Origin of the sequence: Rhizobium sp. NPDC090279 (genome assembly GCF_044769665.1) — a bacterium.
Classification (GTDB): Bacteria; Pseudomonadota; Alphaproteobacteria; order Rhizobiales; family Rhizobiaceae; genus Rhizobium.
Window position 1 is genome coordinate 493439 of sequence record NZ_JBIVYI010000005.1, and the last position, 24860, is coordinate 518298.

General features: G+C 59.0%; 24 protein-coding genes and 3 tRNA genes. 14 read left to right on the forward strand and 13 right to left on the reverse strand.

Annotation, left to right across the window (positions count from 1 at the left end; translation table 11 throughout):
• Positions 1-10: 10 nt before the first annotated feature.
• On the reverse strand, positions 11-643 hold the full coding sequence (locus tag ACIQWP_RS15625; RefSeq protein WP_402788675.1) for a hypothetical protein: 633 nt from the start codon (positions 641-643) through the stop codon (positions 11-13).
• A 47-nt stretch (positions 644-690) separates the two neighbouring features.
• Between ACIQWP_RS15625 and ACIQWP_RS15630 the strand changes: the two genes are divergently transcribed.
• The 3 genes from ACIQWP_RS15630 (at position 691) to ACIQWP_RS15640 (ending at position 2206) form a co-directional block, all read left to right on the forward strand.
• A complete protein-coding gene (locus ACIQWP_RS15630) occupies positions 691-1158 on the forward strand; it encodes a GNAT family N-acetyltransferase (protein ID WP_402788677.1) in 468 nt (155 codons plus the stop codon).
• A gap of 104 nt (positions 1159-1262) precedes the next feature.
• Positions 1263-1661, forward strand: coding sequence for an NADH:ubiquinone oxidoreductase subunit NDUFA12 (locus ACIQWP_RS15635; protein WP_402788679.1), 399 nt, complete (start codon positions 1263-1265; stop codon positions 1659-1661).
• Positions 1662-1765: 104 nt separating this feature from the next.
• Complete coding sequence (locus ACIQWP_RS15640; protein ID WP_402788681.1) at positions 1766-2206, forward strand: DUF2155 domain-containing protein; 441 nt, start codon at positions 1766-1768, stop codon at positions 2204-2206.
• 66 nt (positions 2207-2272) lie between these two features.
• Here the strand turns inward: ACIQWP_RS15640 and ACIQWP_RS15645 are convergent, their stop codons facing one another.
• From ACIQWP_RS15645 to ACIQWP_RS15670, 6 genes are all read right to left on the reverse strand, one after another.
• Positions 2273-2908, reverse strand: a complete 636-nt coding sequence (locus ACIQWP_RS15645) for a DUF1062 domain-containing protein (protein ID WP_402788683.1) — start codon at positions 2906-2908, stop codon at positions 2273-2275.
• Positions 2909-3255: 347 nt separating this feature from the next.
• On the reverse strand, positions 3256-3879 hold the full coding sequence (aat, locus tag ACIQWP_RS15650) for a leucyl/phenylalanyl-tRNA--protein transferase (protein ID WP_402788685.1): 624 nt from the start codon (positions 3877-3879) through the stop codon (positions 3256-3258).
• 3 nt (positions 3880-3882) lie between these two features.
• Entirely contained in the window at positions 3883-5235 is a 1353-nt protein-coding gene (accC, locus tag ACIQWP_RS15655) for an acetyl-CoA carboxylase biotin carboxylase subunit (protein WP_402788687.1), read from the reverse strand.
• Positions 5236-5243: 8 nt separating this feature from the next.
• Positions 5244-5717 (reverse strand): acetyl-CoA carboxylase biotin carboxyl carrier protein, encoded by a 474-nt coding sequence (accB, locus tag ACIQWP_RS15660; RefSeq protein WP_402788689.1) that lies wholly within the window; start codon positions 5715-5717, stop codon positions 5244-5246.
• Positions 5718-5741: 24 nt separating this feature from the next.
• Entirely contained in the window at positions 5742-6179 is a 438-nt protein-coding gene (gene aroQ / locus ACIQWP_RS15665; protein ID WP_402788691.1) for a type II 3-dehydroquinate dehydratase, read from the reverse strand.
• 207 nt (positions 6180-6386) lie between these two features.
• Positions 6387-7154 (reverse strand): DsbA family protein, encoded by a 768-nt coding sequence (locus tag ACIQWP_RS15670; protein WP_402788693.1) that lies wholly within the window; start codon positions 7152-7154, stop codon positions 6387-6389.
• A 212-nt stretch (positions 7155-7366) separates the two neighbouring features.
• On the opposite strand from ACIQWP_RS15670, the gene ACIQWP_RS15675 reads away from it, so the two are divergent.
• Positions 7367-8524 (forward strand): pyridoxal phosphate-dependent aminotransferase, encoded by a 1158-nt coding sequence (locus ACIQWP_RS15675; protein WP_402788695.1) that lies wholly within the window; start codon positions 7367-7369, stop codon positions 8522-8524.
• A 338-nt stretch (positions 8525-8862) separates the two neighbouring features.
• On the opposite strand, the gene ACIQWP_RS15680 is transcribed toward ACIQWP_RS15675, so the two are convergent.
• Positions 8863-11745 carry a ribonuclease E/G gene (locus ACIQWP_RS15680; RefSeq protein WP_402788697.1) on the reverse strand — a complete coding sequence of 961 codons (2883 nt, stop codon included), beginning with the start codon at positions 11743-11745 and terminating at the stop codon, positions 8863-8865.
• A 644-nt stretch (positions 11746-12389) separates the two neighbouring features.
• Between ACIQWP_RS15680 and ACIQWP_RS15685 the strand changes: the two genes are divergently transcribed.
• The 3 genes from ACIQWP_RS15685 (at position 12390) to prfB (ending at position 17616) form a co-directional block, all read left to right on the forward strand.
• Entirely contained in the window at positions 12390-13640 is a 1251-nt protein-coding gene (locus ACIQWP_RS15685) for an N-acetylmuramoyl-L-alanine amidase (RefSeq protein WP_402788699.1), read from the forward strand.
• A gap of 258 nt (positions 13641-13898) precedes the next feature.
• Positions 13899-16358 (forward strand): penicillin-binding protein 1A, encoded by a 2460-nt coding sequence (locus tag ACIQWP_RS15690; protein WP_402788701.1) that lies wholly within the window; start codon positions 13899-13901, stop codon positions 16356-16358.
• Between the two features lie 126 nt (positions 16359-16484).
• Positions 16485-17616, forward strand: a protein-coding gene (gene prfB / locus ACIQWP_RS15695; RefSeq protein ID WP_402788702.1) for a peptide chain release factor 2 whose coding sequence is annotated in 2 segments (ribosomal slippage) — positions 16485-16553 and positions 16555-17616 — 1131 coding nt in all. Because the reading frame shifts where the segments join, the coding sequence is not laid out codon by codon here.
• 105 nt (positions 17617-17721) lie between these two features.
• Here prfB and ACIQWP_RS15700 read toward each other — a convergent pair.
• Positions 17722-18570, reverse strand: a complete 849-nt coding sequence (locus ACIQWP_RS15700) for an NAD kinase (protein ID WP_402788746.1) — start codon at positions 18568-18570, stop codon at positions 17722-17724.
• A 186-nt stretch (positions 18571-18756) separates the two neighbouring features.
• Between ACIQWP_RS15700 and ACIQWP_RS15705 the strand changes: the two genes are divergently transcribed.
• The 3 genes from ACIQWP_RS15705 to ACIQWP_RS15715 all read left to right on the forward strand — a co-directional run bounded on the left by ACIQWP_RS15705 (position 18757) and on the right by ACIQWP_RS15715 (position 19672).
• A tRNA-Thr gene (locus tag ACIQWP_RS15705) sits at positions 18757-18832 on the forward strand.
• Between the two features lie 133 nt (positions 18833-18965).
• Positions 18966-19235 carry a hypothetical protein gene (locus tag ACIQWP_RS15710; protein WP_402788704.1) on the forward strand — a complete coding sequence of 90 codons (270 nt, stop codon included), beginning with the start codon at positions 18966-18968 and terminating at the stop codon, positions 19233-19235.
• Positions 19236-19378: 143 nt separating this feature from the next.
• Positions 19379-19672 carry a hypothetical protein gene (locus ACIQWP_RS15715; RefSeq protein ID WP_402788706.1) on the forward strand — a complete coding sequence of 98 codons (294 nt, stop codon included), beginning with the start codon at positions 19379-19381 and terminating at the stop codon, positions 19670-19672.
• A gap of 16 nt (positions 19673-19688) precedes the next feature.
• Here the strand turns inward: ACIQWP_RS15715 and ACIQWP_RS15720 are convergent, their stop codons facing one another.
• The 3 genes from ACIQWP_RS15720 to rlmB form a co-directional block, all read right to left on the reverse strand.
• Positions 19689-20480, reverse strand: coding sequence for a class I SAM-dependent methyltransferase (locus ACIQWP_RS15720; RefSeq protein ID WP_402788748.1), 792 nt, complete (start codon positions 20478-20480; stop codon positions 19689-19691).
• A 122-nt stretch (positions 20481-20602) separates the two neighbouring features.
• Positions 20603-21292 (reverse strand): AprI/Inh family metalloprotease inhibitor, encoded by a 690-nt coding sequence (locus tag ACIQWP_RS15725; RefSeq protein ID WP_402788708.1) that lies wholly within the window; start codon positions 21290-21292, stop codon positions 20603-20605.
• Between the two features lie 40 nt (positions 21293-21332).
• Positions 21333-22241 (reverse strand): 23S rRNA (guanosine(2251)-2'-O)-methyltransferase RlmB, encoded by a 909-nt coding sequence (rlmB, locus tag ACIQWP_RS15730; RefSeq protein ID WP_402788710.1) that lies wholly within the window; start codon positions 22239-22241, stop codon positions 21333-21335.
• A 198-nt stretch (positions 22242-22439) separates the two neighbouring features.
• On the opposite strand from rlmB, the gene ACIQWP_RS15735 reads away from it, so the two are divergent.
• Together ACIQWP_RS15735 and ACIQWP_RS15740 are read left to right on the forward strand one after the other, a co-directional pair.
• Positions 22440-22524: transfer RNA gene (locus ACIQWP_RS15735), tRNA-Tyr, on the forward strand.
• A gap of 26 nt (positions 22525-22550) precedes the next feature.
• A tRNA-Gly gene (locus tag ACIQWP_RS15740) sits at positions 22551-22624 on the forward strand.
• A 162-nt stretch (positions 22625-22786) separates the two neighbouring features.
• Here the strand turns inward: ACIQWP_RS15740 and ACIQWP_RS15745 are convergent.
• Positions 22787-22915: a hypothetical protein gene (locus ACIQWP_RS15745; RefSeq protein ID WP_402788712.1), complete on the reverse strand. Its 129-nt coding sequence runs from the start codon at positions 22913-22915 to the stop codon at positions 22787-22789.
• 1014 nt (positions 22916-23929) lie between these two features.
• On the opposite strand from ACIQWP_RS15745, the gene ACIQWP_RS15750 reads away from it, so the two are divergent.
• A complete protein-coding gene (locus tag ACIQWP_RS15750) occupies positions 23930-24349 on the forward strand; it encodes a DUF3597 domain-containing protein (protein ID WP_402788714.1) in 420 nt (139 codons plus the stop codon).
• Between the two features lie 418 nt (positions 24350-24767).
• On the forward strand, positions 24768-24860 hold a 93-nt coding region (locus ACIQWP_RS15755; RefSeq protein WP_018010120.1), incomplete at its 3' end, for a GTP-binding protein.

Consider the following 24860-nt stretch of genomic DNA (forward strand, 5'->3'; position numbering starts at 1 on the left):
TTCTCGTTGACTAGGCGACGTTCTCGGCATTGGCAACAGTCGCATATCGGGCATGGAAACCGCGAAGCAGATCCAGAATCCGTTGCTTTCCGTGAGTAAGATTCGAGGTAGCGATACAAACCTGTTGTGTGTCTGTGTTGACGTTTTTGATGCTGCGCGTAAAGCCGCGCATTTGTCCAGCAACTCGCTGACCAGGAGCTATCAAAAGCCAAATATGATGCTTTGGCTGCCCTCCGTCGCCCGATCCGGCGTAAACACCGCCATCGGTGAGAAAAAGGGCTGCAACCATTATTAACCCAAAGCCCAGAAATAGCGTGGCTGCGCTGAGGCGGGGGCCATGAACATCAATTTTCTCTATTGCAGCCCAAGGAATGAAATCCGGTCCCAAGCGGATATCCTTAATTCCCTCAGGTGCTATGACCAAAATAGCCTTCTGCGTTTGAAAGATAAGTTTATGCAAATTCAAGCAGGCAAAGAAGGCTATTACTAAGGCAATTGAGACCCAGAGTGTGCTCCCGATTGGGTCTTTCGCTGAAAGGAAAGCTATCAAGCCAAGCAGGATCGCAGCAAATATCTGCGCGGCTGCCTTAAATTCCAATTCAGCTTTCGAGTATTTGATCGTGTATATGTCACTGGTAAACATGAGCGCTTTTCAGTTCCCCCACGGAACAAAGACGTAGGTACGATACATTGCCCTCACAAGAACTACTTATCCGCGAAGCGAAAGAATCCGACCTTCCTTCCCTGATCGGCCTCTTCGCCGCCGATGCCGTAGGCGGGCATGGCGATACGACTGATCCCGCCGCCTATGACGATTATCTGCGTGCCTTTCGCACCATCAGGGCGTCGTCGGACCAGACGCTTTACGCTGCCGCGCTTGCCGGCGAGATCGTCGGTACCTTCCAGACGATCGTCGTCACCTCGCTGCACGGGCGGGGATCGTCCGCGATGATTATCGAGTCGGTCCAGACGCGGGGCGACATGCGCGGGCAGGGGATCGGGGCTGCGATGATCAATTTCTGCATCGACGAGGCAAAAGGCCGCGGTATGCGCATGGTGCAGTTGACCTCCAATGCGGCGCGCAAGGATGCCCATCGCTTCTATGAGAGATTAGGCTTCAAGCCGAGCCATCTTGGTTTCAAGATGGCGTTGAAATGACCGTGTTTGCCTGCCGGAATCACTGGACAAGCCGGTCTGGTGGCGGCATAAGCAAGCTATCGAATTCTGGTATCGCTCGCCTCAGCGGGTATCGAGGAAAAGACATGTGGAATCTCATCGTACAAACCTTCACCTGGTGGAATGGTCAGACAATGGGGACGCGCTTTGCGACCTGGCGTTTTGGCAAGCGCGTCGGCGAGGATGAATTCGGCAATGTCTATTACGAAGGCGGCATGTCTTCCTACGGTCTCCCCAAGCGCTGGGTGATCTACAAGGGTTATGCCGAAGCCTCGGCCATTCCTCCGGGCTGGCACGGCTGGATGCATCACCGCACCGACGTTCCGCCGACCAAGGACAACTACGCCGCCAAGGAATGGGAAAAGGGTCATCGCGCCAACCTCACCGGCTCGCCGCAGGCCTATCGCCCGCCGGGTTCGCTGGCCGTTGCCGGCGAGCGTCCGCGCGTGACCGGCGACTATGACGCCTGGACCCCGGGCAACTGAGCATAACGAGCCGGCTCGTCCTTTGGCCACAATTGGGCTTTAGGCGCGAGAGATGCCGGCTCTTGCTCGGCGCTTTGACCGAGACCAAGCGGAGAGTGGCGGATATGACGGTTTTCACGCGGAGCGCTTCTTTGCGTGCAATATCGGGAGCAGGTCTTGCTCTCCTGGCCGGCGTTATGTCGGCCTCTCACGCCGAGGCGGCTCGCATCGCCAATCCGGTCGCCGTTTTCTCCGGCCTCGACAAGATCACCGGTCGCATCACCACCTTCGACGTCTATATCAATGAAACCGTGCAGTTCGGCGCGCTGCAGGTGACACCGCGTGCCTGCTACTCGCGCGATGATACCGAGCAGCAGAAGGTGGATGGCTTCGTCGAAGTCGACGAGATCACGCTTGATCGCCGCATCCGCCGTATCTTTACTGGCTGGATGTTCGCCGACAGCCCCGGCCTCAACGCGGTCGAGCATCCGATCTATGACGTCTGGCTGAAAGAGTGCAAGCAGAAGTCGGACGTGCCGGCGCCGGACACTGCCGGCGCGAAGTAGTCGCTTTCAAGATATGCGCGGCAGAATTGGATAGCCCGCGGAAGCCGTGCTCCTGCGGGCATAATTTTAGCTTTGCTTCGGATTAGCGGCGGCTTCACCGATCGCTTGACGATCGGCGATATCCGACAGATCGAGGACGATCCTCATGCCGTCCTTGGCCCTGTGACGCAGCAAGTCGCCGTGGCCCGGATAGGCTTTCAATCTGCCACCAACGCCGAGAGCCTGGAGACGCGAACGCGAGATCGCCAGCTCTGACGCAAGCAGTCGATCGAGGCGGAGGCTTGGAGCAAATACGACCGACATTGCGATTTCGAGCGTTGTCCAATCGCTTGCTGCCTGCAGCGTCTCTTTCCGAATGATGGCATCCGAGGGTTCGTCGATATGCTTGGCCCTTCGCTTCAGGCCGTCGAGATCGAATTCCTGGGCGCGCACCCAATCCGGATCGCTACGCTGCAGCGCCTCGAGCGTAGAGGGGGCGAGATCGTGAACGGTCCGACGCTCGAAGAGGGTTCGGTTCCATGTCTTGTCGCAATCGATGCATTTGTACACAAGCCAGGCATCGAGCCGCTTGCCATTGGCGTTGAGCCGGATCTTGCCGCTCGATCTGAAGGGTTTCAGAGACCCGCAGCCGCTGCAGGCAATCCATGGTTGGGGTGCGGTCTGAGGAGAAATGGTCCATCGGACCCGAAGAATATTGCACATGCCGTCTTGGTCTTCCTTCTGGAAGTCCACCAAGCTGGCGGTGAGACAAGCCCGTCAGGGCACGGTATGGCGATGTTGCGGGACGGCTGAAGAGCTGAGACAGCGGTGGCTGCGTTGGGCGCGTTTTGACAATGCCAAACCGGTCTCAGGCCATCACCCGATGGACATAGATACGCATCGGACAGCGTTATGCCGCCCCGATGCACTGGGTGATTTGGATGAGACCGGTATTTACGACGGTAAAGCGGAACCTCTATGCACCAACGCTCTTCGCTGGGAGGGATAGCAGACTGCAATCAGAATTTGAAGTGTTTTCGACTGCAATGCCTGCGAGCGGTTATCCGGGATCAATGCTCTGAAAAGCTGAGATTGGGCGATTCCATCGCCTTCTCCAGCATCTTGGCATAGGCATCCTTCGGTACATCGATGGCGCCGAACGTCTTCAGGTGCTCGGTGGTGAATTGCGTATCGAGCAGGGTGAAGCCGCGTTCGCGCAGACGCTCCACCAGATAGACGAGACAGATCTTGGAGGCGTCCGTGGCGCGGGAAAACATGCTTTCGCCGAAGAAGGCCGAGCCCAGCGAAACGCCGTAGAGACCGCCGACCAAGCGGTCGCCTTCCCAGGCCTCCACGCAATGGGCATGGCCGATATGGTGCAGGGTGGCGTAGAGCGAGCGGATCGTCTCGTTGATCCAGGTGCTCGGGCGGTCGCTCGTCTGCTCGCCGCAAGCAGAGATAACGGCCTCAAAATCCGTGTCAAAACGGATATCGAAGGGCTTCTGACGGATCTTCTTAGCGAGGCTCTTGGAGACGTGAAACGTATCGAGAGGGATGATACCCCGCAATTCCGGCTCGACCCAGAAGATTTCCGGATCGTCTGCCGATTCGGCCATCGGGAAAAGCCCGATGGAATAAGCGCGCAACAAAATCTCCGGGGTAATGCCGGGACGTTTGCCGCGCGCTCCGGGCACAGGCTAGGCCGATGTTTTCGCCAGGTAGTCTTCCAGCCAATGGATATCGTAGTCGCCATTGGCGATATCCTGATTGGAAACCAGATCCTGGAACAGCGGCAGGGTGGTCTTGATGCCGTCCACCACGAATTCGTCGAGCGCGCGGCGCAGGCGCATCATGCATTCGACGCGGGTGCGCCCATGCACGATCAGCTTGCCGATCAGGCTGTCGTAGTAGGGTGGGATCTTGTAGCCCTGATAGGCACCGGAATCGATGCGGACACCGAGGCCGCCAGGCGCGTGGAAATGCGTGATCGTGCCGGGTGAGGGAACGAAGGTGCGGGCGTCTTCGGCATTGATGCGGCATTCGATGGCGTGACCATGGAAATGCACCTCATCCTGCGTCACCGAGAGGCCGCCGCCGGAGGCGACACGGATCTGCTCATGCACGAGATCGATGCCGGTGATGGCTTCCGTGACCGGATGCTCCACCTGCAGGCGGGTGTTCATTTCGATGAAATAGAACTCGCCATTTTCGTAGAGGAACTCGATGGTGCCGGCGCCGCGATACTTCAGCTTCTTCATGGCGTCGGCGCAGATCTTGCCGATCTTCATCCGCTGCTCGATGTTGAGCGCCGGAGAATTTGCTTCTTCCCAGACCTTCTGGTGACGGCGCTGCAGCGAGCAGTCACGTTCGCCAAGGTGGACAGCATTGCCTTCGCCGTCGCCGAATACCTGAACTTCGATATGGCGCGGCTTGCCGAGATACTTTTCCATGTAGACGGATTCGTTGCCGAAAGCGGCTGCGGCTTCCGTGCGTGCCGTCGACCAGGCCTCGATCAGGTCCGCTTCCGTGCGCGCGACCTTCATCCCGCGGCCGCCGCCGCCGGCGGTTGCCTTGATGAGTACCGGGTAGCCGATCTCGCGCGCGGTCTTCAGCGCATCCGCTTCGGTCTTTACCTCGCCGTCGGAACCGGGAACGACCGGGATGCCGAGCTGCAATGCGGTGGTCTTGGCGGTGATCTTGTCGCCCATGATACGGATGTGATCCGCCGTCGGGCCGATGAAGGTGATGCCGTGTGCCTCGAGAATATCGGCGAACTTGGCATTTTCCGACAGGAACCCATAGCCGGGATGCACGGCGTCGGCGCCGGTGATCTCGCAGGCGGCAACGATCTGGTGGATGTTGAGATAGCTTTCGCGAGACGGCGGCGGGCCGATGCAAACGCTCTCATCCGCAAGCCGTACATGCATCGCGTCGGCATCGGCGGTGGAATGCACCGCGACGCTGGCGATGCCGAGCTCCTTGCAGGCGCGCAGCACGCGCAGAGCGATCTCTCCGCGATTGGCTATCAGAATCTTCGAAATCATGGGCATGGGCGGGCCTACTCGATGACGACCAGGGCTTCGCCGTATTCGACGGGACTTCCATCCTGAACGAGGATTTCGGTAACCGTACCGGACTTCGGCGCAGGAATCTGGTTCATCGTCTTCATTGCTTCGATGATGAGCAGCGTCTGGCCTTCCTTGATGGCTGCGCCGACCTGAATGAAAGCGGGCGAGCCCGGTGCCGCCGCCAGATAGGCGGTGCCGACCATCGGCGCGCTCACGACGTTGTCGGGGTTGCGGGTCTTGCCTGCGGGAGCGGCAGCGGCCGGGGCTGCTGCAACGGCGGCAGGAGCGGCGTAAGCGGCCGGTGCGCCGATCGGCGCCTGAACATATTGCATCGTGCCGGCGCGCGACACGCGGATGCGCAGATCTTCCTGCTCGACTTCGATCTCGGTCAGATCCGTGTCGTTGAGGATGTTGGCGAGATCGCGAATCAGCGCCTGGTCGATACCCGATTTCTTTTCAGCCATTGGATTTCTTGCCCTGTATTTTTGTTATTGGGTGATGGATTTCAGCGCATGAAGCGCCAGGATGTAGCTATGAGGTCCGAAACCGCAGATCATGCCCTTTGCGGCGGGCGCGATCATCGATTTGTGCCGGAATTCTTCGCGTGCGTGGATGTTGGAGATATGCACCTCCACGACGGGAATGGAGATGGCGCGGATCGCGTCATGCAGTGCGATCGACGTATGACCATAGGCGCCAGGGTTGATGGCGACGCCGACGGCGCTGTCGCCAGCCTCGTGCATCCAGTCGACCAGCACGCCTTCATGATTGCTTTGGCGGAAATCGACGACAAAGCCCAGGCTCTCGCCCACGGACTTGCAGTCTGCCTCGATATCCTTGAGCGTCTTGCCGCCATAGATGCCCGGCTCGCGCTTGCCCAAGGCATTCAAATTGGGTCCGTTAAGGACGAAAATAGTTTGCGCCATCAGAGGTTCCGTCAAAGTGCAGCGCAACCTATAGACTCCCGAGGCCTTATAGGAAAGCCCCGGAGCGAAGGTTGCGTGCCTCTAGGTGTGGAAACGCCGGGATTTTGGCATTTTTGCGCCGCACGATGCCGCGGCGCCGTTTTAAAGTTCTGAAAAATGCGAATAGGCTGTTTGCCTCCTCGTTTCGAAGGTCGGCTGTCGCGCCGTTCAGCAGCTCGTCTTGCCGCAGCTGCGGACGTTGGCGATCTTTTCCTTGATGGCGTCGAGCCCGATTGCGCCGGAAATCATCTCGTTGCCGATGACGTAGGCGGGCGTGCCGGTGACGTTGAGATCGGAGGCAAGCTGGTAGGTCGCCTTGATCATGTCGGTGTTCGGGGCTTTTGCCATTTCAGCGCGGATGGCTGCCTCGTTGACGCCGAGCGAGGTGGCGACATCGATGGCGGTGTCTTCGGAGGCGCGGCCGTCGCTGCCCAGCAGCTTGTGATGGAACTCGGCGTATTTTTCAGGCGCGAGCAGACGGAATGCGCCGGAAACGCGCGATGCGGCAACCGAATCCTGGCCGAGGATCGGGAATTCCTTCAGGACGAAACGCACATTCTTGTCCTGCTGCAGGAGCTTGTCCATGTCGCCAAGCGCATGCCGGCAATAGGTGCAGTTATAGTCGAAGAACTCGACGACGGTGATGTCGCCCTTCGGATTGCCGATGGCCACATCGTCCTTGGAGTTGAAGATCGCGTCCTTGTTCTGGGTAATCACCTGGGCCGACTGCGCTACGCGGGCCTCGTCCTGCTTCTTCTCAAGTGCCGCCTGGGCGTCCAGCAGCACTTCCGGATGCTCGACGAGATATTCCTTGATGAACTCCCCGATTTCCTTCTTCTGCTGGTCATCCAGCGCGGCGGCCGGCTGGATTGTGGCGAAGGATGCTGTCAGGGCAATCGCCGAAACCGTCAGCAGGCTTTTGAGAGAAAAGGTCATTGGGTCCTCGTTTGGATCTGAGCGGAGACGTCGTTCCTAGATGCGCCATAGCATCGTCGGGTCAGCATCCGCAAATAGGCATTGGCAATTTACGGTGCGTCCTTATTTCCAGAAACAGGAATTTTCACGACAAAGCCGCAATCGCAGGATTGTGAACGAGCCGATATTGCGGCAAATGTCGCTTGCCAATCCGATCCGAGAGAGAATTGATCTTGTTTTCCCTATCCAAGCGCAGCGATGTCGAACCCTTCCATGCCATGGACGTGCTGGCGGAAGCGACGCGGCGACGCCAGGCCGGACACCCGGTCATTTCGATGGCCGTGGGACAGCCGTCCCATCCGGCGCCCCAGGCGGCGCTGGAGGCCGCACGCGCGGCTCTCGGTCACGGCCGCATCGGCTATACCGATGCGCTCGGCACGCTGGCCCTGCGGCAGGCGCTCTCCGCCCACTATCAGCTACGCCATGGCTTGAGCATCGATCCCAAGCGCATTGCGATTACGACGGGATCGTCGGCCGGCTTCAATCTCGCCTTCCTGACCTTGTTCGATGCCGGAGACAGCGTCGCCATCGCCCGGCCGGGCTATCCGGCCTATCGCAATATCCTTGCAGCGCTTGGCCTCGATGTCGTCGAAGTGCCGGTGGCCGAGGAAACGCAGTTTACGCTGACACCCGAGAGCCTCGAAGCAGCACAGGCAGCAAGCGGCAAGCGCCTGAAGGGCGTGCTGCTCGCAAGCCCCGCCAATCCCACAGGCACGGTGACGGGCAGGGCGGCATTGAAGGCGCTGGCCGACTATTGCGCCGATCGCTCGATCGCCTTCATCTCCGACGAAATCTATCACGGGCTGACCTTCGTCGGCGAGGAAACGAGCGCGCTGGAGCTGACCGACGAAGCGATCGTCATCAATTCCTTCTCGAAATATTATTGCATGACCGGCTGGCGCATCGGCTGGATGGTCTTGCCGGAGCGGCTGGTCCGCCCGATCGAGCGCGTGGCTCAGAGCCTCTATATCTCCGCGCCGGAACTGTCGCAGATTGCCGCCGAGGCGGCTCTCGGCGCGGGTGCCGAACTCGATATCTATCGCGAGAGCTACGGCCGCAACCGTGATTTCCTGATGCGCCGGCTGCCGGAGATCGGCTTCCGCATCGCCTCGCCGATGGACGGGGCCTTCTATGCTTATGTCGATGTCAGCCGCTTCACCAATGACAGCATGGCCTTTGCCCGAAAGATGTTGTCGGAAATCAACGTTGCCACCACGCCCGGCCTCGATTTCGATCCGCTGGAAGGGCATCGCGCGATGCGCATCTCCTATGCCGGCTCGAATACCGAGATCGAGGAAGCCACCGAACGCATGGCGGCCTGGCTGAAATAGAATCTGCAATCAATGATTTGCGCAGACTTGTGGAAGTATTTTCGCAGGCTCTGAAGTTGCATGCATATGATGCGTCACGATCTTTTTCAGACCTGGTTCCTTCGCTTGGAGCGATTCCAGCAAAAGTGCGAAGCGGCTTGCGACCGGAATTGTGTGAAGACAATGAGATGGAGCATTTCCAAGCCGGAAATGCTCTGGATTCTGGGGCAATCGCAAAACAGCGGTGCCTTTGTCCGGCTCGCTTACGCACATCCTTCAAAGCCTCCGTCAGCAGAAACGAAAAATCCGGCCGCGTCGCCACGGCCGGATTTCGGTCAAATCATTCGCTGTAGAACTTCTTAAAAGAAGCCGCGGCGCTGCCACCAGCCAGCCTTCTTCGGCTTGGTCGGATCTCCATCGCCGTCGCCACCTTCATTGGTGCGGGTGGACTTTACCACCGGAGCGGAGGAGGAAACGTTGGATTCGCGATTGGCGCGGGCCGGCTTGGCCGCATCTTCGGTCGCCGACGCCTCTGCCGGATTGTCCAGAACTTCGGCGATCTCAGCGGCCGCTTCGATTTCGACATCTGCCGCGGGTGCTGCTTCGACCTCAGGCGTCTCGACCGGCGATGCCTCGACGGCCTTTGCCTTCCGGCGGCCGCGGCCCTTGGCGGGCTTGACGTCCTCGGTGACGATGGCTGCCGTTTCGACCGCTGCCATGGCGGGCTGTCCCTCGACGGCGGCTTCGCCTTCGGCAACGGCGATCTCTGCTACAGTTACGGTTGCTTCCTGACCTTCTTCGGCGTCAGCCTCATCGGTTTCGCCGGAATTGGCTTCATCGCTTACGGCCTGTTCGTTGCCTTCGTTTTCACGATTGCGTCGGCCACCGCGCTTGCCGCGACGGCGGCGCTTGCGCTTCTGCTGCGCGTCGTCGTCGTCACCACCGGCGGATGCGGCGTTTTCCGCGCCGGCATCGGCGTCCTCATCGTCACCTTCTTCTCCCTCGACATCTTCAGCAGCATTTGCTGCGGAGTCGTCATCGGAAGCCAAAGCTGCTTGGCCATCATTGCCACGGCCGCGACGACGGCGGCGACGCTTGCGCTTGCGGTTGCCGTCATTGTTCTCCGAGCGGGCGGCAGGCTGCTGCTCGGTGCTTACAGCCTTTTCTTCCAGCTCTTCGTCTTCTTCCTCATCGGCCTCGATGACGATATCGTCGTCATCGTCGTCAGGGATGGCTGCAAAGTTGAACAAGCTTTCGATCTTCACCGGATTGGCAACCGGCTCACCGCGATCGATCGCGAAATGCTGCGTACCGACGGCATTGTCGGCATCGATGACGATCGCAACGCCGAAACGGGCTTCGTAATCGATGATCGTCTGGCGCTTGTGATTAAGGAGATAGAGCGCAATGTCCGGCGTGGTGCGAACGGTGATGTCGTGCGTGGTGTTCTTGAGCAGGTATTCCTCGATGCCGCGCAGGACATGCAGCGCGACGGAGGACTGCGAGCGCACATGGCCGGTTCCACCGCAATGCGAGCAAATCTGCGTGGTGCTTTCGAGAACCGATGCGCGGATGCGCTGGCGCGACATTTCCAGAAGGCCGAAATGCGAGATGCGGCCGACCTGGATGCGGGCGCGATCGTTCTTCAGGCATTCCTTCAGCTTCTTCTCGACGGCGCGATTGTTGCGCTTTTCTTCCATGTCGATGAAGTCGATGACGATCAGGCCGGCAAGGTCGCGCAGACGAAGCTGGCGGGCCACTTCATCGGCTGCCTCGAGGTTCGTCTGAAGCGCAGTGTCTTCGATGGAGTGTTCGCGGGTCGAGCGGCCGGAGTTGACGTCGATCGAAACCAGCGCTTCCGTCTGGTTCATGATCAGGTAGCCGCCGGATTTCAGCGTCACCTGCGGCTGCAGCATACGGTCGAGCTGCGCCTCGATGCCGGAGCGCGAGAAGATCGGATGGATATCGCGATAGGGCTGAACCACCTTGGCATGGCTCGGCATCAGCATCTTCATGAAGTCTTTCGCTTCACGATAGCCTTCCTCGCCGGAGACGATGACTTCGCCGATATCCTTGTTGTAGAGGTCGCGGATCGAGCGCTTGATCAGGCTGCCTTCTTCGTAGACCAGGCAAGGCGCAGTCGATGCGAGCGTCAGCGTGCGGACGTTTTCCCACAGGCGCATCAGATATTCGAAGTCGCGCTTGACCTCGACCTTGGTGCGGTTGGCGCCGGCGGTGCGAAGGATGACGCCCATGCCCTGCGGCACTTCAAGCAACTTGGCGATTTCCTTCAAGCGCTTGCGGTCCTGCGGATTGGTGATCTTGCGGGAAATGCCGCCGCCGCGCGCCGTGTTCGGCATCAGAACGGAATAGCGGCCCGCGAGCGAGAGATAGGTAGTCAGCGCCGCGCCCTTGTTGCCGCGCTCTTCCTTGGCCACCTGCACCAGCAGGATCTGTCGGCGCTTGATGACTTCCTGAATGCGGTATTGCTTGCGCGGCTTGCGCTGCACGCGGTCCGGAACCTCTTCCATCGCGTCTTCGGCGCCAACGGATTCGATCACTTCCTCTTCGTGGTCATGATCGTCATCGTCGTCATCGTCATCGCGACGGCGCTTGGAGGTCGTGACGTCTTCGGAGATCGAATCAGTCTCGACCATCGCGGCCATTTCGCCCGACGGTCCTTCCTCATCCTCGCCTGGCGCATCGACGGCGGCCGTTGCTTCAGGCGCGGGCGTTTCTTCGGCGGGAGCGTCTGCTACCGTCTTCTTGCGGCTGCGGCGCGGCTTCGCCTTCTTGGCCGGCGCTGCTTCTTCGGCAGCAGGGGCCTCTTCCACGATCGCGGCCGGCGCTTCGGCCTTTTCGCTCTCCTTCGGAACAATGCCGACATCCGGCTGTTCCTGCTGCGAAAGGTCGAGCGCTGTCTCGACATGCTCGATATCGTCCTCGCGGCGATGCTCTTCAGCCTCGGCCTTCAGCAGCGCCTGACGATCGGCGAGGGGGATCTGGTAATAATCGGGGTGAATTTCCGCAAAGGCCAGGAAGCCGTGCCGGTTGCCGCCGTAATCAACGAAAGCAGCCTGAAGCGAGGGCTCGACCCTCGTTACTTTTGCGAGATAGATGTTGCCGCGTATCTGCTTCTTGTGCTGGGACTCGAAGTCAAACTCTTCTATGCGGTTCCCGCGAACGACAACGACGCGCGTCTCTTCCTCGTGAGACGCATCGATAAGCATTTTGTCTGCCATGAAAGCTGTGCTCCTCGGCGCCGGCAAGCGGAAGAGGGCCTGCCTGTCACTGGGACAAGCCGGATGTGTTCCGCCGTTGCTGCACCGGATAATGAAAGTCGCGATGGCTTATTCGGAGATGACAGCATCCAGACGGCGGCCGGGGCATTGCTTCCCTGGGGTCTGTTGACTTTCTTAAAAAGCTGCTGCGGTAACATCCGTAACCAAGCGAGATCGACTATGCCTAAGACCCAATCGGGCCCGATGAATGTGCTCTCTAAAGAGCGTTTGGTGGCTCTCCACCGATGAATTCCCCGTGTGAAACTGGAAATTCAGATATCCACTGTTTGGAGCAGAAGCACTGCAGACGTCGGATGAATGCCGCTTATTGGCGCCTGGTACTCGAGGTGGCTGCCTTTGCGACGACTCTATCCCGTCAACACTTCTACCCTAATATGCGTTGTATGTTTTATCTGTCACAATAGCAAGGGAAAAGCCAAGTATGCCATAATATTGATGGATTCGTCGGATGATGAGGACGCGGGAGGGTGTCTTGTCGATTCGTCTCCCGACGCATCACCGAGCGCGGCCATCAGGTCAAACTTGGTTCTCGTTATTGGGACTTCAAAAACAACGTCGAAACCAATATGGGGCGCGTTGGGCACTTGGTAAAGGGATTGCGGCATGTGGCGGAGAATGGCGTGAGGGCTTTGCGATTTCTAACGGCGGCCTTCGCCCTGACAATTCTTGTAGCGATCTCTGCATTCGCGCCCGTTGAGGCAGCGGCCGATCCCCTGCTTGCCTATGGCGCGCGCATCGCCGGCGACGATGCCCGCACGCGCATTGTCATCGATATGGATCGCGAGCCCGCCTTCACAGTGCATTATCTCGACAATCCCGTTCGCATTGTGGTCGATCTCCCGGCGACGGCATTCGGTTTTCCAGCTGCCGATCTCAAGCCGACCGGTCTTTTCAAGGATATCCGATACGGCACGATGGATGCCGACAGTGCCCGCATCGTGCTGACGGCCAAAAAGCCGGTGAAGCTGGTGACGGCCAAGGTGCAGGCGAATGAGGATGGCAAGGGGCAGCGATTGGTGCTTGACGCCGAGATGCTGCCTTCCGAGCAATTTGCTCAGCTGGTAAAGCAGCAGAGCTGGACGTCCGACGATACCGCCAAGGATGTCGGTCCGGTCGAGCCGACGCAGAAGGCCGATCCCAACACGTTTCTCGTTGCAGTCGATGCCGGTCATGGCGGCATCGACGCGGGTGCGACCGGTACGGACGGTGTCACGCAGGAAAAGGACATCACGCTTGCATTTGCGAAGATGTTTGCCGACAAGCTGAATGCGCAACCCGGCATCAAGGCCTTCCTGACACGCGACAAGGATCAGTATCTATCCCTGTCCGAACGTGTGACGATCGCCCGGCAGAATCACGCCTCGCTCTTCATCTCGCTGCATGCCGACACGCTGAAGCAGAAGGATATTCGCGGCGCGACCGTCTATACCATCTCGGACAAGGCGTCCGACCGGCTCGCCGGTGAGGTGGCCGATCGCGAAAACAATTCCGACCAGATCGCCGGGACCGAGAGCAAGGCACAACCCACCGCCGTCAACGATATTCTGATGGACCTGACGCGCCGCGAGACGCAAGCCTTCTCCATTTCGCTGGCGCAGGATGTGCTGTCCTCGTTCAACGGCCAGGTCTCCATGATCAACAACCCGCATCGCCATGCCGGTTTCCAGGTCTTGACGGCGCCGGATGTGCCCTCGATCCTGCTCGAACTCGGCTTTCTCTCCAACAAGGAGGATGAGAAGCTGCTGCTCGATCCCGACTGGCGGCAGAAGGTCGCCGATCGGCTGACGGAGGCGGTGAAGCAGTATCGCGTGGCGATTATTGCAAACGGCGGCTGAGGGCTCCGGATAGGGCGATCCGCCGTGGCTTCCATGTAACAGCTACGCACTTTAGAATTGGATGAAATTGGAATACCGGCGGCGAGCCCTATTTTGCTCACATTCCCGCCGTTACAGCGAAGTATCATTTGCTCGCGTCTGAAGCATGGCTTTGTCCCATTGCCGTCTTGCATTCACGCCGCGAGCGTGCAAAACGCCCGTGATTATGCGATGATCTCGCGCACGTACCGCATGAAGAACAAGCACCGGTAGTATCAGATGATCAGACTGATTGGATATTTCTTTGGCCTGGGCTGCCTCCTGTTTCTGGGTGTAGCGGCTGTGGCTGCCATCTATCTGAGCGTGGTCTCGAAGGAACTGCCCGATTATGAGGTGCTTGCCAAATACGCGCCGCCGGTAACGACGCGCATCCACGCCGGCAACGGCGCGTTGATGAAGGAATATTCGCGCGAGAACCGGCTTTTCGTGCCGATCCAGGCCATTCCCGATCGCGTCAAGGCGGCGTTCCTTTCGGCGGAAGACAAGAATTTCTACAATCATCCCGGCGTCGATGTTAACGGTCTGCTGCGTGCGGTCGTCGTGAATCTGCAAAATATCGGTTCGGGCCGCCGCTTCGTCGGCGCGTCCACGATCACGCAGCAGGTCGCCAAGAACTTCCTGCTTTCCGCCGACCAGACGTTCGACCGCAAGATCAAGGAAGCGATTCTCTCCTTCCGCATCGAACAGGCCTACAGCAAGGACAAGATCCTCGAACTTTACCTGAACGAGATCTATTTCGGCCTCAACTCCTACGGTATCGCCGGCGCCGCACTCACCTATTTCGACAAGTCGGTCAACGAGCTGACCATCGCCGAATCGGCTTACCTGGCATCGCTTCCGAAAGGCCCGTCGAACTACAATCCCTTCCGCCGCGCCGAAGCAGCCCTTACGCGCCGCAACTGGGTGATCGATCGCATGGTGGAGAATGGTTATGTCAGCCAGAGCGACGGCGAAGAGGCCAAGAAGCAGCCGCTCGGCGTCGTGCAGCCGAAGAGCGGCCCTTCGCTGTTTGCATCGGACTATTTTGCCGAAGAGGTTCGCCGCCAGCTGATCGATCAATATGGCGAAAAGACCCTCTACGAGGGCGGCCTTTCCGTTCGTACGTCTCTCGATCCGCAGATGCAGCTGGAAGCCCGCAAGGCGCTGCAGGATGGTCTGGTCGATTACGACGAGCGTCGCGGCTATCGCGGCCCGATCAAGCAGATTGCCACCTCGCAGGACTGGGGAGCCGAGCTCGCCAAGGTTCCAAGCCTGAGCGACGTGCCGGAATGGCAGGTCGCGGCTGTCCTTTCGGTATCCGATCAGGGCGTCGACATCGGATTGCAGCCGCGCGTCGATGCTGCGGGCAAGGTGTCGACGGAGCGCCAGCGCGGCACGATCTCTGCCGCCGACATGCGCTGGGCCTACCGCTCGGCCGGCGGCAAGTCGGTCAAATCGCCCGGCGGCGTCTTGAGCCCCGGCGACGTGATCTACGTACAGAAGACCGGCAATGCCGATTCGAGCAGCTATCGCCTGCGCCAGCCACCGAAGGTGCAGGGCGGTCTCGTTGCCATGGACCCGCATACCGGCCGCGTGCTTGCGATGGTCGGCGGCTTCTCCTATGCGCAGTCCGAATTCAATCGGGCGACGCAGGCCAAGCGTCAGCCGGGTTCGTCGTTCAAGCCCTTCGTCTACGCGGCCGCCATGGATAACGGCTATACGCCGGCCTCGGTCATTCTGGACGATCCGCTGCAGATCACGCTCAGCAATGGCGATGTGTGGAAGCCAACGAACTACGAAGGCGAGGGCGGCGGCGTCCATACGTTGCGCTTCGCGATCGAGCATTCCCGCAACCTGATGACGGTTCGTCTTGCCTCCGACATGGGCATGCCGCTGGTTGCCGAATATGCCGAGCGCTTCGGGATCTACGACCATATGAACCCGGTTCTCGCCATGTCGCTGGGCGCCGGCGAAACGACGGTGCTGCGCATGGTTTCGGCCTATTCGGTCATCGCCAACGGCGGCAAGCAGATCAAGCCGACGCTGATCGACCGCATTCAGGATCGCTATGGCAAGACCATCTTCAGGCATGAGGAGCGCGTCTGCGACACCTGCAACGTCAGTGCCTGGCAAAATCAGGAGGAGCCTGTTATCGCCGACAATCGCGAACAGGTGCTCGATCCGATGACGGCCTATCAGGTCACGTCGATGATGCAGGGCGTCATCATTCGCGGTACCGCTGCCGGCAAGGTCAAGCTGAATACGGACGTCGCCGGCAAAACCGGTACTACCAACGACGAGAAGGATGCCTGGTTCGTCGGCTTCACGCCGAGCCTCGTCGCCGGCCTATACATCGGCTACGACACGCCGGCCACGCTCGGCCGCGGCGGCACCGGCGGCGCGCTTGCCGCGCCGATCTTCAACGAATTCATGCAGGCAGCCACCAAGGACGAAGCGCCTGAGAAGTTTCAGGTTCCGGCCGGCATGACGATGGTCGCGGTCAACCGCGCGACCGGCATGGCGGCGCAACCGGGCGATCAGGGCGCTATCATGGAGGCCTTCAAGCCCGGCACCGGCCCGGCCACCAGCTTGCAGGTCATCGGCGGCGGCGAAGCTGCGCAGGTTCCGCCTGAAGAAATTCTAAGAACATCGCCGCAGGCGAACCAGGCTGTTACCTCCGGATCGGGCGGTCTTTTCTGAACCTAGCCTATTTGGCCGAACAACATGCCGCGGGGCTTTACACCAGCGGCATGTATATCTATTTGACCAGCACTCTTTGAATTGAATAGCCGTTCGCATCGAGCGGCGAAATGAAGAAGCGGGATTATGAGAGCCGAAATCGAGAAAATAGTCGACGAAACCAAGCAGGCTATCACCCTGCTGAGGAGGCATCTTTGACTGGGATCAGGCGGTAAGACGACTGGACTGGTTGAATAACAAGTCAGAGGACCCGACCCTCTGGAACGATGCCGCCGAAGCGCAGAAACTGATGCGCGAGCGCCAGCAGCTCGATGATGGCATCAACGGTGTGCGCGCTCTCGAGCAGCAGCTTGCCGACAATGTCGAGCTGATCGAACTTGGCGAGGAAGAGGGCGATGCCGACGTTGTCCGAGAGGCCGAGGACGCACTGAAGGCGCTGAAGGCAGAAGCGGCACGCCGGCAGGTGGAAGCCATGCTGTCGGGCGAAGCTGATTCCAACGATACCTATGTCGAAGTCCATTCGGGCGCCGGCGGCACAGAGAGCCAGGACTGGGCGAACATGCTGTTGCGCATGTACACCCGCTGGGCCGAACGCCAGCGTTTCAAGGTGGAGCTGCTTGAAGTCCATGACGGCGAAGAAGCCGGCATCAAGTCGGCAACGCTTCTGGTGAAGGGCCACAATGCCTATGGCTGGATGAAGACCGAATCGGGCGTTCACCGCCTGGTCCGCATCTCGCCCTATGACAGCAATGCGCGCCGTCACACGTCCTTCTCGTCGATCTGGGTCTATCCCGTCGTCGACGACTCGATCCAGATCGATATCAACGAAGGCGATTGCCGCATCGATACCTACCGTTCTTCCGGTGCCGGCGGCCAGCACGTCAACACGACGGATTCGGCCGTGCGCATCACGCACATTCCGACCGGCATCGTCGTGCAGTGCCAGCAGGAACGCTCGCAGCACAAGAACCGCGCCAAGGCCTGGGACATGCTGCGCGCCCGCATGTACGAAGCTGAATTGAAGAAGCGGGAAGAGGCAGCCAATGCCGAAGCCGCCTCGAAGACCGATATCGGCTGGGGCCACCAGATCCGGTCCTACGTCCTGCAGCCCTACCAGCTGGTCAAGGATCTGCGCACGGGCGTCGCCAGCACGGCACCCAGCGACGTTCTGGATGGCGATCTCAACGAATTCATGGAAGCAGCCCTTGCGCATCGCATCAGCGGCGCTGCCGACGCCGTCGTTGATGACGTCGAATAAGTCAGCATCCGTTCAGACAACAAAAAGCCCCGGAAACGGGGCTTTTTTTATCATGCATCGCGCCTGGCCGATTCCGGCTTAGCAGTTTTGGCGCCGATGTTTCGCTCAATCCGAAAACTGCTCCGCCAGAATCCTGTCCGACCATGACCTGTCCGGATCGGATAGAATGCGAGCCGTCGTATCTTCGCTCTGGCGGATCTGAATGCCGAGGACCGATTTGACTTCGGTATTATCGGCGGCGGCGTTGACCGGACGCTTCTCCGCTTCGAGCACTGTGATGTCGACCGTCACCTTGTTCGGAAGAAGGGCGCCACGCCAGCGGCGGGGACGGAAGGCGCTGACAGGCGTCATGGCGAGCAGCGGCGCCTCCAAGGGCAGGATAGGGCCGTGGGCGGAGAGATTATAGGCGGTGGAGCCCGCTGGCGTCGTCACCATCAGCCCGTCGCAGATCAGTTCCGGCAGACGGACGCGGCCGTCGATCTCCACCTTCAGCTTTGCCGTCTGATAGGACTGGCGAAACAGCGAAACTTCGTTGATGGCGAGCGCGACGCAGGAACTGCCGTCAGCATTGCGTGTGGTCATCTGCAAGGGATGAAACGCGTTTTCGACAGCCGCCTCGATGCGTTCGGCCAAACCATCCGTGCGGTAGTCGTTCATCAGGAAGCCGATCGACCCGCGGTTCATGCCATAGACGCGCTTGCCGGTATTCATCGTCTTATGCAGCGTCTGCAGCATGAAACCATCGCCGCCGAGAGCCACGACGATATCCGCATTTTCATGCGACGTCTGGCCATACGCGCGAATCAGCTCCTGCTGCGCCGCTTGCGCCTCCGGCGCGGTGGAAGCGAGAAAACAAACCGATTGCAGATTGCGCGACATGCAATGTCCTTCGAATGGCGATTCACAAGCATGTCGCGCAAAGTGCGTATTGGTTTTGCGACAACGACATGCCAGAGATCAAAGACCTAAAGCGCAGGGAGCGAATCTGAAAGATCGCGACGCGTTTTTAGGTAATGTCATTCCCTTCTCGCGACAAGACGTTTCGCTCGAACTGGTGAACAGCCGATCCCCAGCTTTGACGCTGGCCGGCCGATTTTCCCTTTACAGGATTTCAAAATCTGCTACTTGGCATGCCGTTACGCCCTTGTAGCTCAGTTGGTAGAGCACCTGATTTGTAATCAGGGGGTCGCGGGTTCGAACCCTGCCGGGGGCACCAGATTTTTCCTGGAAATTGTTGATCGTTTCATCTCCGGTATGGAAAACCGGTGAGGCTGACATAATATGTGGATGCGTGCGAGTTCCGAACACTCGTGGCAGTCATCAATATCGTATCGTGTATCCGGAAACATATGCCCAGCAAGCCCAAGAAGCCTAAACTCGAACATTCCGAGCTATCGGGTGAATTCACCGATGACGGTATCACCGTGCTGGTCGATATCTTTCGTCCGGCCGGCACGAATGCCGATTGGCGGATGGAGGTCATCACGCCCGAAGAGGATCTGATCGAGTGGGAAGAGCCGTTCGCGACCGATCGTGAAGCATTTGACGAATTTCTCGCAACGGTCGCTCGCGATGGCATCAGATCGTTCTTTGATGAAGCGGACCCCGCGATTCACTGATCTTGCCGTCGCGTTTCGCGCCGTCTCGTCAGGCCGAAGCGCTGGGCGGGACGTCACTTGGTCAGCCATCGAAATGCCGGTGCTTTTACAACGCCCGAAATAGGCATACACTTCGCTCGTCAATGGCGGGTGAGGATACGTTCATGCACGAGATATCGAGGCATGTCGTCTTGGGGTTGCCGCTTGTCGTGATCGCGGTGATTGCAAGCGCGTCGGCGTTAGCCGGTGAAAATTGCTACTGCAAAAATACGGATGGAAGGCAGCATGCGGTCGGCGAGATCGCCTGCATGACCGTGGGCGACAGGAGCTATCTCGCGCAATGCGAGATGAATCTCAATGTCACCTCATGGGCCAAGCTGCAGGACGGATGCCCGGTCACCGAGAGGTCGCTTTGGCGACAATCGGCCTGGCATCCCGCGCCGATGGTGCTGAGATGAGTATTGCCAATCTGATCTACTGGCAGCGATAGGCGCGCTCGGACAGCGCGCTCATGCCCGAGCGGGTCATAAGCTCGTAAAGAAGACGGCGGCTGAAGGGATTGTGCAGGCGTATGGCATCGCATCCCAGGAAATGGGTGTCGGCCAGTTCGAATGCTCCCAGATGCGGGGCCTGCTCTATGGCTCCGCGATAGAAGTCGTGGAATTCGCGCCGGCAGACATAGGTCTTGTACTTGGTCATGCAGAAGGTCGAAAAGGCATCGTCGTTGTCACGGATGAAATCCGCCATGCCGACCGTCACTTCCGGCCAGGCTGGATTGAACGTATCGTCGAAGACGATGATGCCGTGATCGGCGACCGTATCCCTGGCCAGATGACTGTCGGAGGTGAGATTAGGCAGGCTGTGCCCGCCGTCGACGCTGAAGAAGCGCACCGCGCCGATCTTGTCCGTAATCTCCTCCGCAGAGAAAGTCCTGCTGTCGCCGACAAGCAGCATGTCCTTGTCAACGGGCAGCCCGAGCCGATCTCCGTGTTCGAGAAACAGGCGGTATTGATCCGATACGCCATCCGACATGTTGCCGATGTCGAAGAGATCGATGCCGAGAACATCGTCATCGGGGGCGGCGATCTTCTTCAACAGAAAATAGGAGCGCCCGAAATAGATGCCGATTTCGGCCAGACCGCCATGAAGGCCGTGCTGTCTCTGGCATTCGAGGAGCGAAAGAAAGACGAGCGCGTCCGGTGGATCGATATATCCCTCCACGCTGCGAAGGTCGTGGAAAATGAACTTTCGGATATTCGATGGCATCATGCGCGCCGCACCTGTCCGGTTATGTGACACTCTTTGCCGGCCTCATGCCGGTTTCAGAAAAGATAGTCGCATTTCCGATACGTCAAGCCATGGGTGCTCTTCGGCGTGCTTTAGCCTCCCTATTTGCGTATCAGCAGGAGCGGCTCGCCTTCCTCTTCTTCGGATTTCTGGAAGCTGCCATCCGGCTTCATGTCGAAGGAAAGCGACGAGCCGTCATTGCCCAGCATGACGAGCCCGAAACCCTCGGTCGCCCAGAGGGAGAGCTTCAAATCTCCGACTTCGCTGGCGCAGTCGCTGGCCGGTGACATTTTGGCCGTGCCGTCCTGATCCTTGTCTGTGGTCAGCGTGACATCGCAGACAGGCTTGCCGTCCGGCGTCTGGATGCGCCATGCCCCCGCAAGGCTCGCGGCGGTCGGCACATGATCCACGTCGCCGAGCGCCGGCAGCAACCAGGTCGGGTCAGGCCCCTCGCTTTCCCAGGGCGAGCCTTCCTCCTGCTGGAAGCGCAGGAGCGGCTTGGCCTCGGCATCGGAGATGGCAAGCGAACCATCATCGGTGAAATTCCAGATTTTGGCCTTGGCGAGAGCGGGCAGGGGCGTCGCGCAGGCATCCGCCCCCGTGATTTCGTAGCCGCCGGAGACCACGTTCGTTCCGAAGGTGAGACGGCAGCCCTTGGCGCCGCTTTCCGGCGCAATCAGCCATACGCCGGCTTGCGCCTGGACCATTTCGTCATCGGCGGCGCGTGCCGGCTGGGCCACTGTCAAAGCAAGGACGGCGGAAATCGCCGCTAGACCGAGAACACGGATCAAGGCAAATTCTCCCAACGTGCCGCGGTGGCTACGGGCCCCGCTATGATTTGAGATAGGATCGCGTCGCATATAGTGCGATCGCGGCTGCGTTCGAGACATTGAGCGATTTGATGGCGCCCGGCATGTCGAGCCGGGCGAGCGCGGTCACCGTTTCCCGGGTCTTCTGGCGCAAGCCCTTGCCCTCGGAACCGAGCACAAGCGCGATCTTGTCGCCGCTGAAGGTCCCTTCCAGGGGTGCCGGACCTTCCGAATCAAGCCCGATCGTCGTGAAGCCGAGCCGGTGCAGCTCGCCGAGCGTATCCGCCAGATTGGTGATCTGTATATAAGGTATGAGTTCGAGCGCGCCCGAGGCCGATTTTGCCAGCACGCCTGATTCGGTCGGGCTGTGGCGCTGGGTGGTGATGACGGCGCCCGCATCGAAAGCCACAGCCGAGCGCATGATCGCGCCGACATTGTGCGGATCGGTCACCTGATCGAGAACGAGGAGCAGCGGGCTGTCCTTCAGCGCCTCGAGGCGGCGCACGGGCAGGGGACGCGTTTCCAGCATCACACCCTGATGGATCGCCTCCGGGCCAAGCACCTTGTCGATATCCTGCGGCGAGACGATCTCGACCGGGATACCGATCGCATCGACCGGGCCGACTTCCAGCCGTACCAGCGCATTTTGCGTCGTCGACAGCTTGATATTCTTGCGCTCGGGATTGGCAAGGGCGGCACGGACCGTGTGCAACCCATAAAGAAGGACTTGTTCCGGCGCAAGCGCTGGTGGTTTCCAATCGTCCGCGCCCGCCCGCTTGCGTTTCTGCGGCACCGGCGTTGGAATTTCGCCGCGCTCGCGTTTCGCGTCGCGATGCGCGCGGCGCAGGGTGGCGTAATGCGTGTCCTTGGCCGACTTGTCGTCGGCGGCGTTGTCGGGGCCGGAGCGGCCGGAAGTTTTATCTTTGCTCATGCGGCTTTATAACCAGCGCCTTCCGGGGCGCATAGCCCTCTTTCGGTGGCAAGCTTTTCCCACAGGCTGAAATTTTTTTGTCATTTTTGCCAATTCCTTGTGTTGACAGACGGAAGTGGTCCGGCCATATACGCGGCGCAGATCGAAGCGGCGACGCCAAGGTCTAGCAACTTGGTCGCAAGATCCAGTCGGAATACTGGAGGGATGCCCGAGTGGTTAAAGGGGACGGACTGTAAATCCGTTGGCTCAGCCTACGTTGGTTCAAATCCAACTCCCTCCACCATTCCGGACCGGATCTTGACCACCCGCGCGGGTATAGCTCAATGGTAGAGCAGCAGCCTTCCAAGCTGAATACGCGGGTTCGATTCCCGCTACCCGCTCCAAGGTTTTCACCGACATAACTATAGCTCGTGTCAAGGCGCGTTAGTCGGACTTTTTCGCGCGCTTCTCAACTCGAGCTTCCGCTATACGGCGGCTGCTCTCCAATCCATCGCCACGACTTATGGGCTGCGGCCTCCCCGAAGCGATATCGGGAAGGCTGAAGTTCATGGCTTTTTCTGCTTGCTAGATTCGACCGCCTTGGTACCAAGAGTAGGCGCCGCAGCAGTAGGAGCGGCCTTGTCCTTCTTGGGTTTGCGGACCTCTTTATTGCTTTTCGCTTGACCCTTGGCCATTGATTCCTCCTGTTTGCGATAACGGCTCATTACCAAGCAGCCCAGGAAAGAATGCAAGCTATATCTTGGCTTTGAGCCTTGAGGAGCTGCTCCAAGCGGGAAGGCGGCGAATACAGTCGAGGATTTCAAGGACGGACGAGGCAAAGATTCCCGTGACGTGCGCCGGGTGAAGTTTAAGCTCCACGACAAAAGAAGCGCACTGGTAGATCTGGCCAAACTGCTAGGTCACGTCGTCGACAAGCACGATCACACATCGAGCGATGGGAGCATGAGCCCGAAGCCAGCAACTTTCGACCTTGCCACAATGACGGACGAAGAGCTTGAAGCATATCGAACTCTCTCTGCCGCCGCTGAGCGAAATCGAAAGGGAAATTGAGCGTCGTCTCTGCCAACGATCCTTCGTGAAGTTCGTAAAGCTTGCATGGCATACCTTGTCAGATGTCATGCGAGTGCTTCTAGGCCACAAACTCAAACCAGCCTTGGGGTGACGATGTCCTCTATAGTATTTATTCTTATCATTGTTGCAGGGGGTGCCTTCCTATCGTTCTGCCATCCAACTTTTTACGCGATGCTCGCCTCAGTCATCTTGTTGGCGTGGATCAGAAACAGGGCCACTTATGCGATAGCCTTGGCAATTCTTTTTGGAATAATCGCATATTTGCAGCAGTGGGCACAGTTCAGGGCGCTTGGGACGGAGGTTGGGTGGTTAGAGCCACTTTTTGCATGGGTAGGAGCAACAATCGATTTATTGGTCTTTGTGGTGGTTACTCGCATTATCCGTCGTCAATTTATAAAGAGACGATCTGTCGTCTAGGTCGCCTAGCGGCCCATTGATTTCGTGGAGCCGTTCAAGAGGATGGTTGCCATTGCGATTGGGTCATTGATGCAACGAAGGTAAACCATTCACTCGGGTGATCTCGGTCCCACCCCATCTTTGCATATTTGACACGAAGGGTTGCTTATATCTGCGCGAGCGGTAGATAATGCTCAAGCAACCGAAACGGGAGAGCGCAAATGGGTATCTTCGACAAGATCAAGGGTGCAATCTGGGGAGAAGCTAAGGCCGCTCCTGCACCGACCACCACTGCAGCGACTGCCAATCCGACGAGTGCGCCGACGCCGGCCCCCTCGGCAACCACGGCGGCAACGTCCTCCGCGGCAAGCGCGCCATCCGCTGCGGTGGACATCGCCGCCATCCTCGACGCTGCCGTCAAGAAGAACGGTCAGAAGCTCGACTGGAAACATTCGATCGTCGATCTGATGAAGGCGCTCGGTATGGATGCGAGCCTTTCCGAGCGTAAGGAGCTGGCGCAGGAACTGGGTTACACCGGTGATGCTGGAGATTCCGCCAAGATGAACACGTTCCTTCATAAGGCGCTTCTGCAGAAGCTTGCGGACAATGGCGGCAAGGTGCCGGCCGATCTGCTTGACTGATAAGCCGAGTTCCGGTGCGCCAGCAGATGTTGGCGGCACTGGATAATGCGTCGCGGTAGATGACGATTTATTGCCGCTTGAGTGTTCTGCGCCCTTTCCTTTCGGGAGAGGGCGCTTTGCGTTCACGGCCATCTCCGTCCGGAGCTATGCTTGCATTCCGCCATCCGGGACTGGAATTCTCGTCTGTGCTTTCCTATCTAAACGCCTGAACCTGCAAATGCTTTTTTGTCTTTCCGAATCAGCCCGCGAACCTTGCGCGGCGAATGAAAGTCGAAGGCCGCAGATCATCCGCCATTGACCAGGCTTCGCCCGGAATAGGCCCTGCAATTAAGTCTTGCGCAAACGCGACGAAAGCCTTAAACGGCGGCACTAAACCGGTTCGCCGGGGTCACTCATTACGTTCATAGGAAGCATTCAAATGGCAAAGAGTAAGTTTGAGCGCAATAAGCCGCACGTTAACATCGGTACGATTGGGCACGTTGACCACGGCAAGACGTCACTGACGGCAGCG

Excerpts from the sequence above, each read along its gene's own strand:
- ACIQWP_RS15625 (WP_402788675.1), bottom strand. The coding sequence starts at position 643 with ATGTTTACCAGTGACATATACACGATCAAATACTCGAAAGCTGAATTG.
- ACIQWP_RS15745 (WP_402788712.1), bottom strand. The coding sequence starts at position 22,915 with ATGGCCAAGGGTCAAGCGAAAAGCAATAAAGAGGTCCGCAAACCCAAG.
- ACIQWP_RS15750 (WP_402788714.1), top strand. The coding sequence starts at position 23,930 with ATGGGTATCTTCGACAAGATCAAGGGTGCAATCTGGGGAGAAGCTAAG.
- ACIQWP_RS15710 (WP_402788704.1), top strand. The coding sequence starts at position 18,966 with ATGCCCAGCAAGCCCAAGAAGCCTAAACTCGAACATTCCGAGCTATCG.
- rlmB (WP_402788710.1), bottom strand. The coding sequence starts at position 22,241 with ATGAGCAAAGATAAAACTTCCGGCCGCTCCGGCCCCGACAACGCCGCC.
- ACIQWP_RS15715 (WP_402788706.1), top strand. The coding sequence starts at position 19,379 with ATGCACGAGATATCGAGGCATGTCGTCTTGGGGTTGCCGCTTGTCGTG.
- ACIQWP_RS15690 (WP_402788701.1), top strand. The coding sequence starts at position 13,899 with ATGATCAGACTGATTGGATATTTCTTTGGCCTGGGCTGCCTCCTGTTT.
- aroQ (WP_402788691.1), bottom strand. The coding sequence starts at position 6,179 with ATGGCGCAAACTATTTTCGTCCTTAACGGACCCAATTTGAATGCCTTG.
- ACIQWP_RS15670 (WP_402788693.1), bottom strand. The coding sequence starts at position 7,154 with ATGACCTTTTCTCTCAAAAGCCTGCTGACGGTTTCGGCGATTGCCCTG.
- ACIQWP_RS15640 (WP_402788681.1), top strand. The coding sequence starts at position 1,766 with ATGACGGTTTTCACGCGGAGCGCTTCTTTGCGTGCAATATCGGGAGCA.
- accC (WP_402788687.1), bottom strand. The coding sequence starts at position 5,235 with ATGCCCATGATTTCGAAGATTCTGATAGCCAATCGCGGAGAGATCGCT.
- ACIQWP_RS15680 (WP_402788697.1), bottom strand. The coding sequence starts at position 11,745 with ATGGCAGACAAAATGCTTATCGATGCGTCTCACGAGGAAGAGACGCGC.
- ACIQWP_RS15635 (WP_402788679.1), top strand. The coding sequence starts at position 1,263 with ATGTGGAATCTCATCGTACAAACCTTCACCTGGTGGAATGGTCAGACA.
- ACIQWP_RS15645 (WP_402788683.1), bottom strand. The coding sequence starts at position 2,908 with ATGTGCAATATTCTTCGGGTCCGATGGACCATTTCTCCTCAGACCGCA.
- accB (WP_402788689.1), bottom strand. The coding sequence starts at position 5,717 with ATGGCTGAAAAGAAATCGGGTATCGACCAGGCGCTGATTCGCGATCTC.
- ACIQWP_RS15720 (WP_402788748.1), bottom strand. The coding sequence starts at position 20,480 with ATGCCATCGAATATCCGAAAGTTCATTTTCCACGACCTTCGCAGCGTG.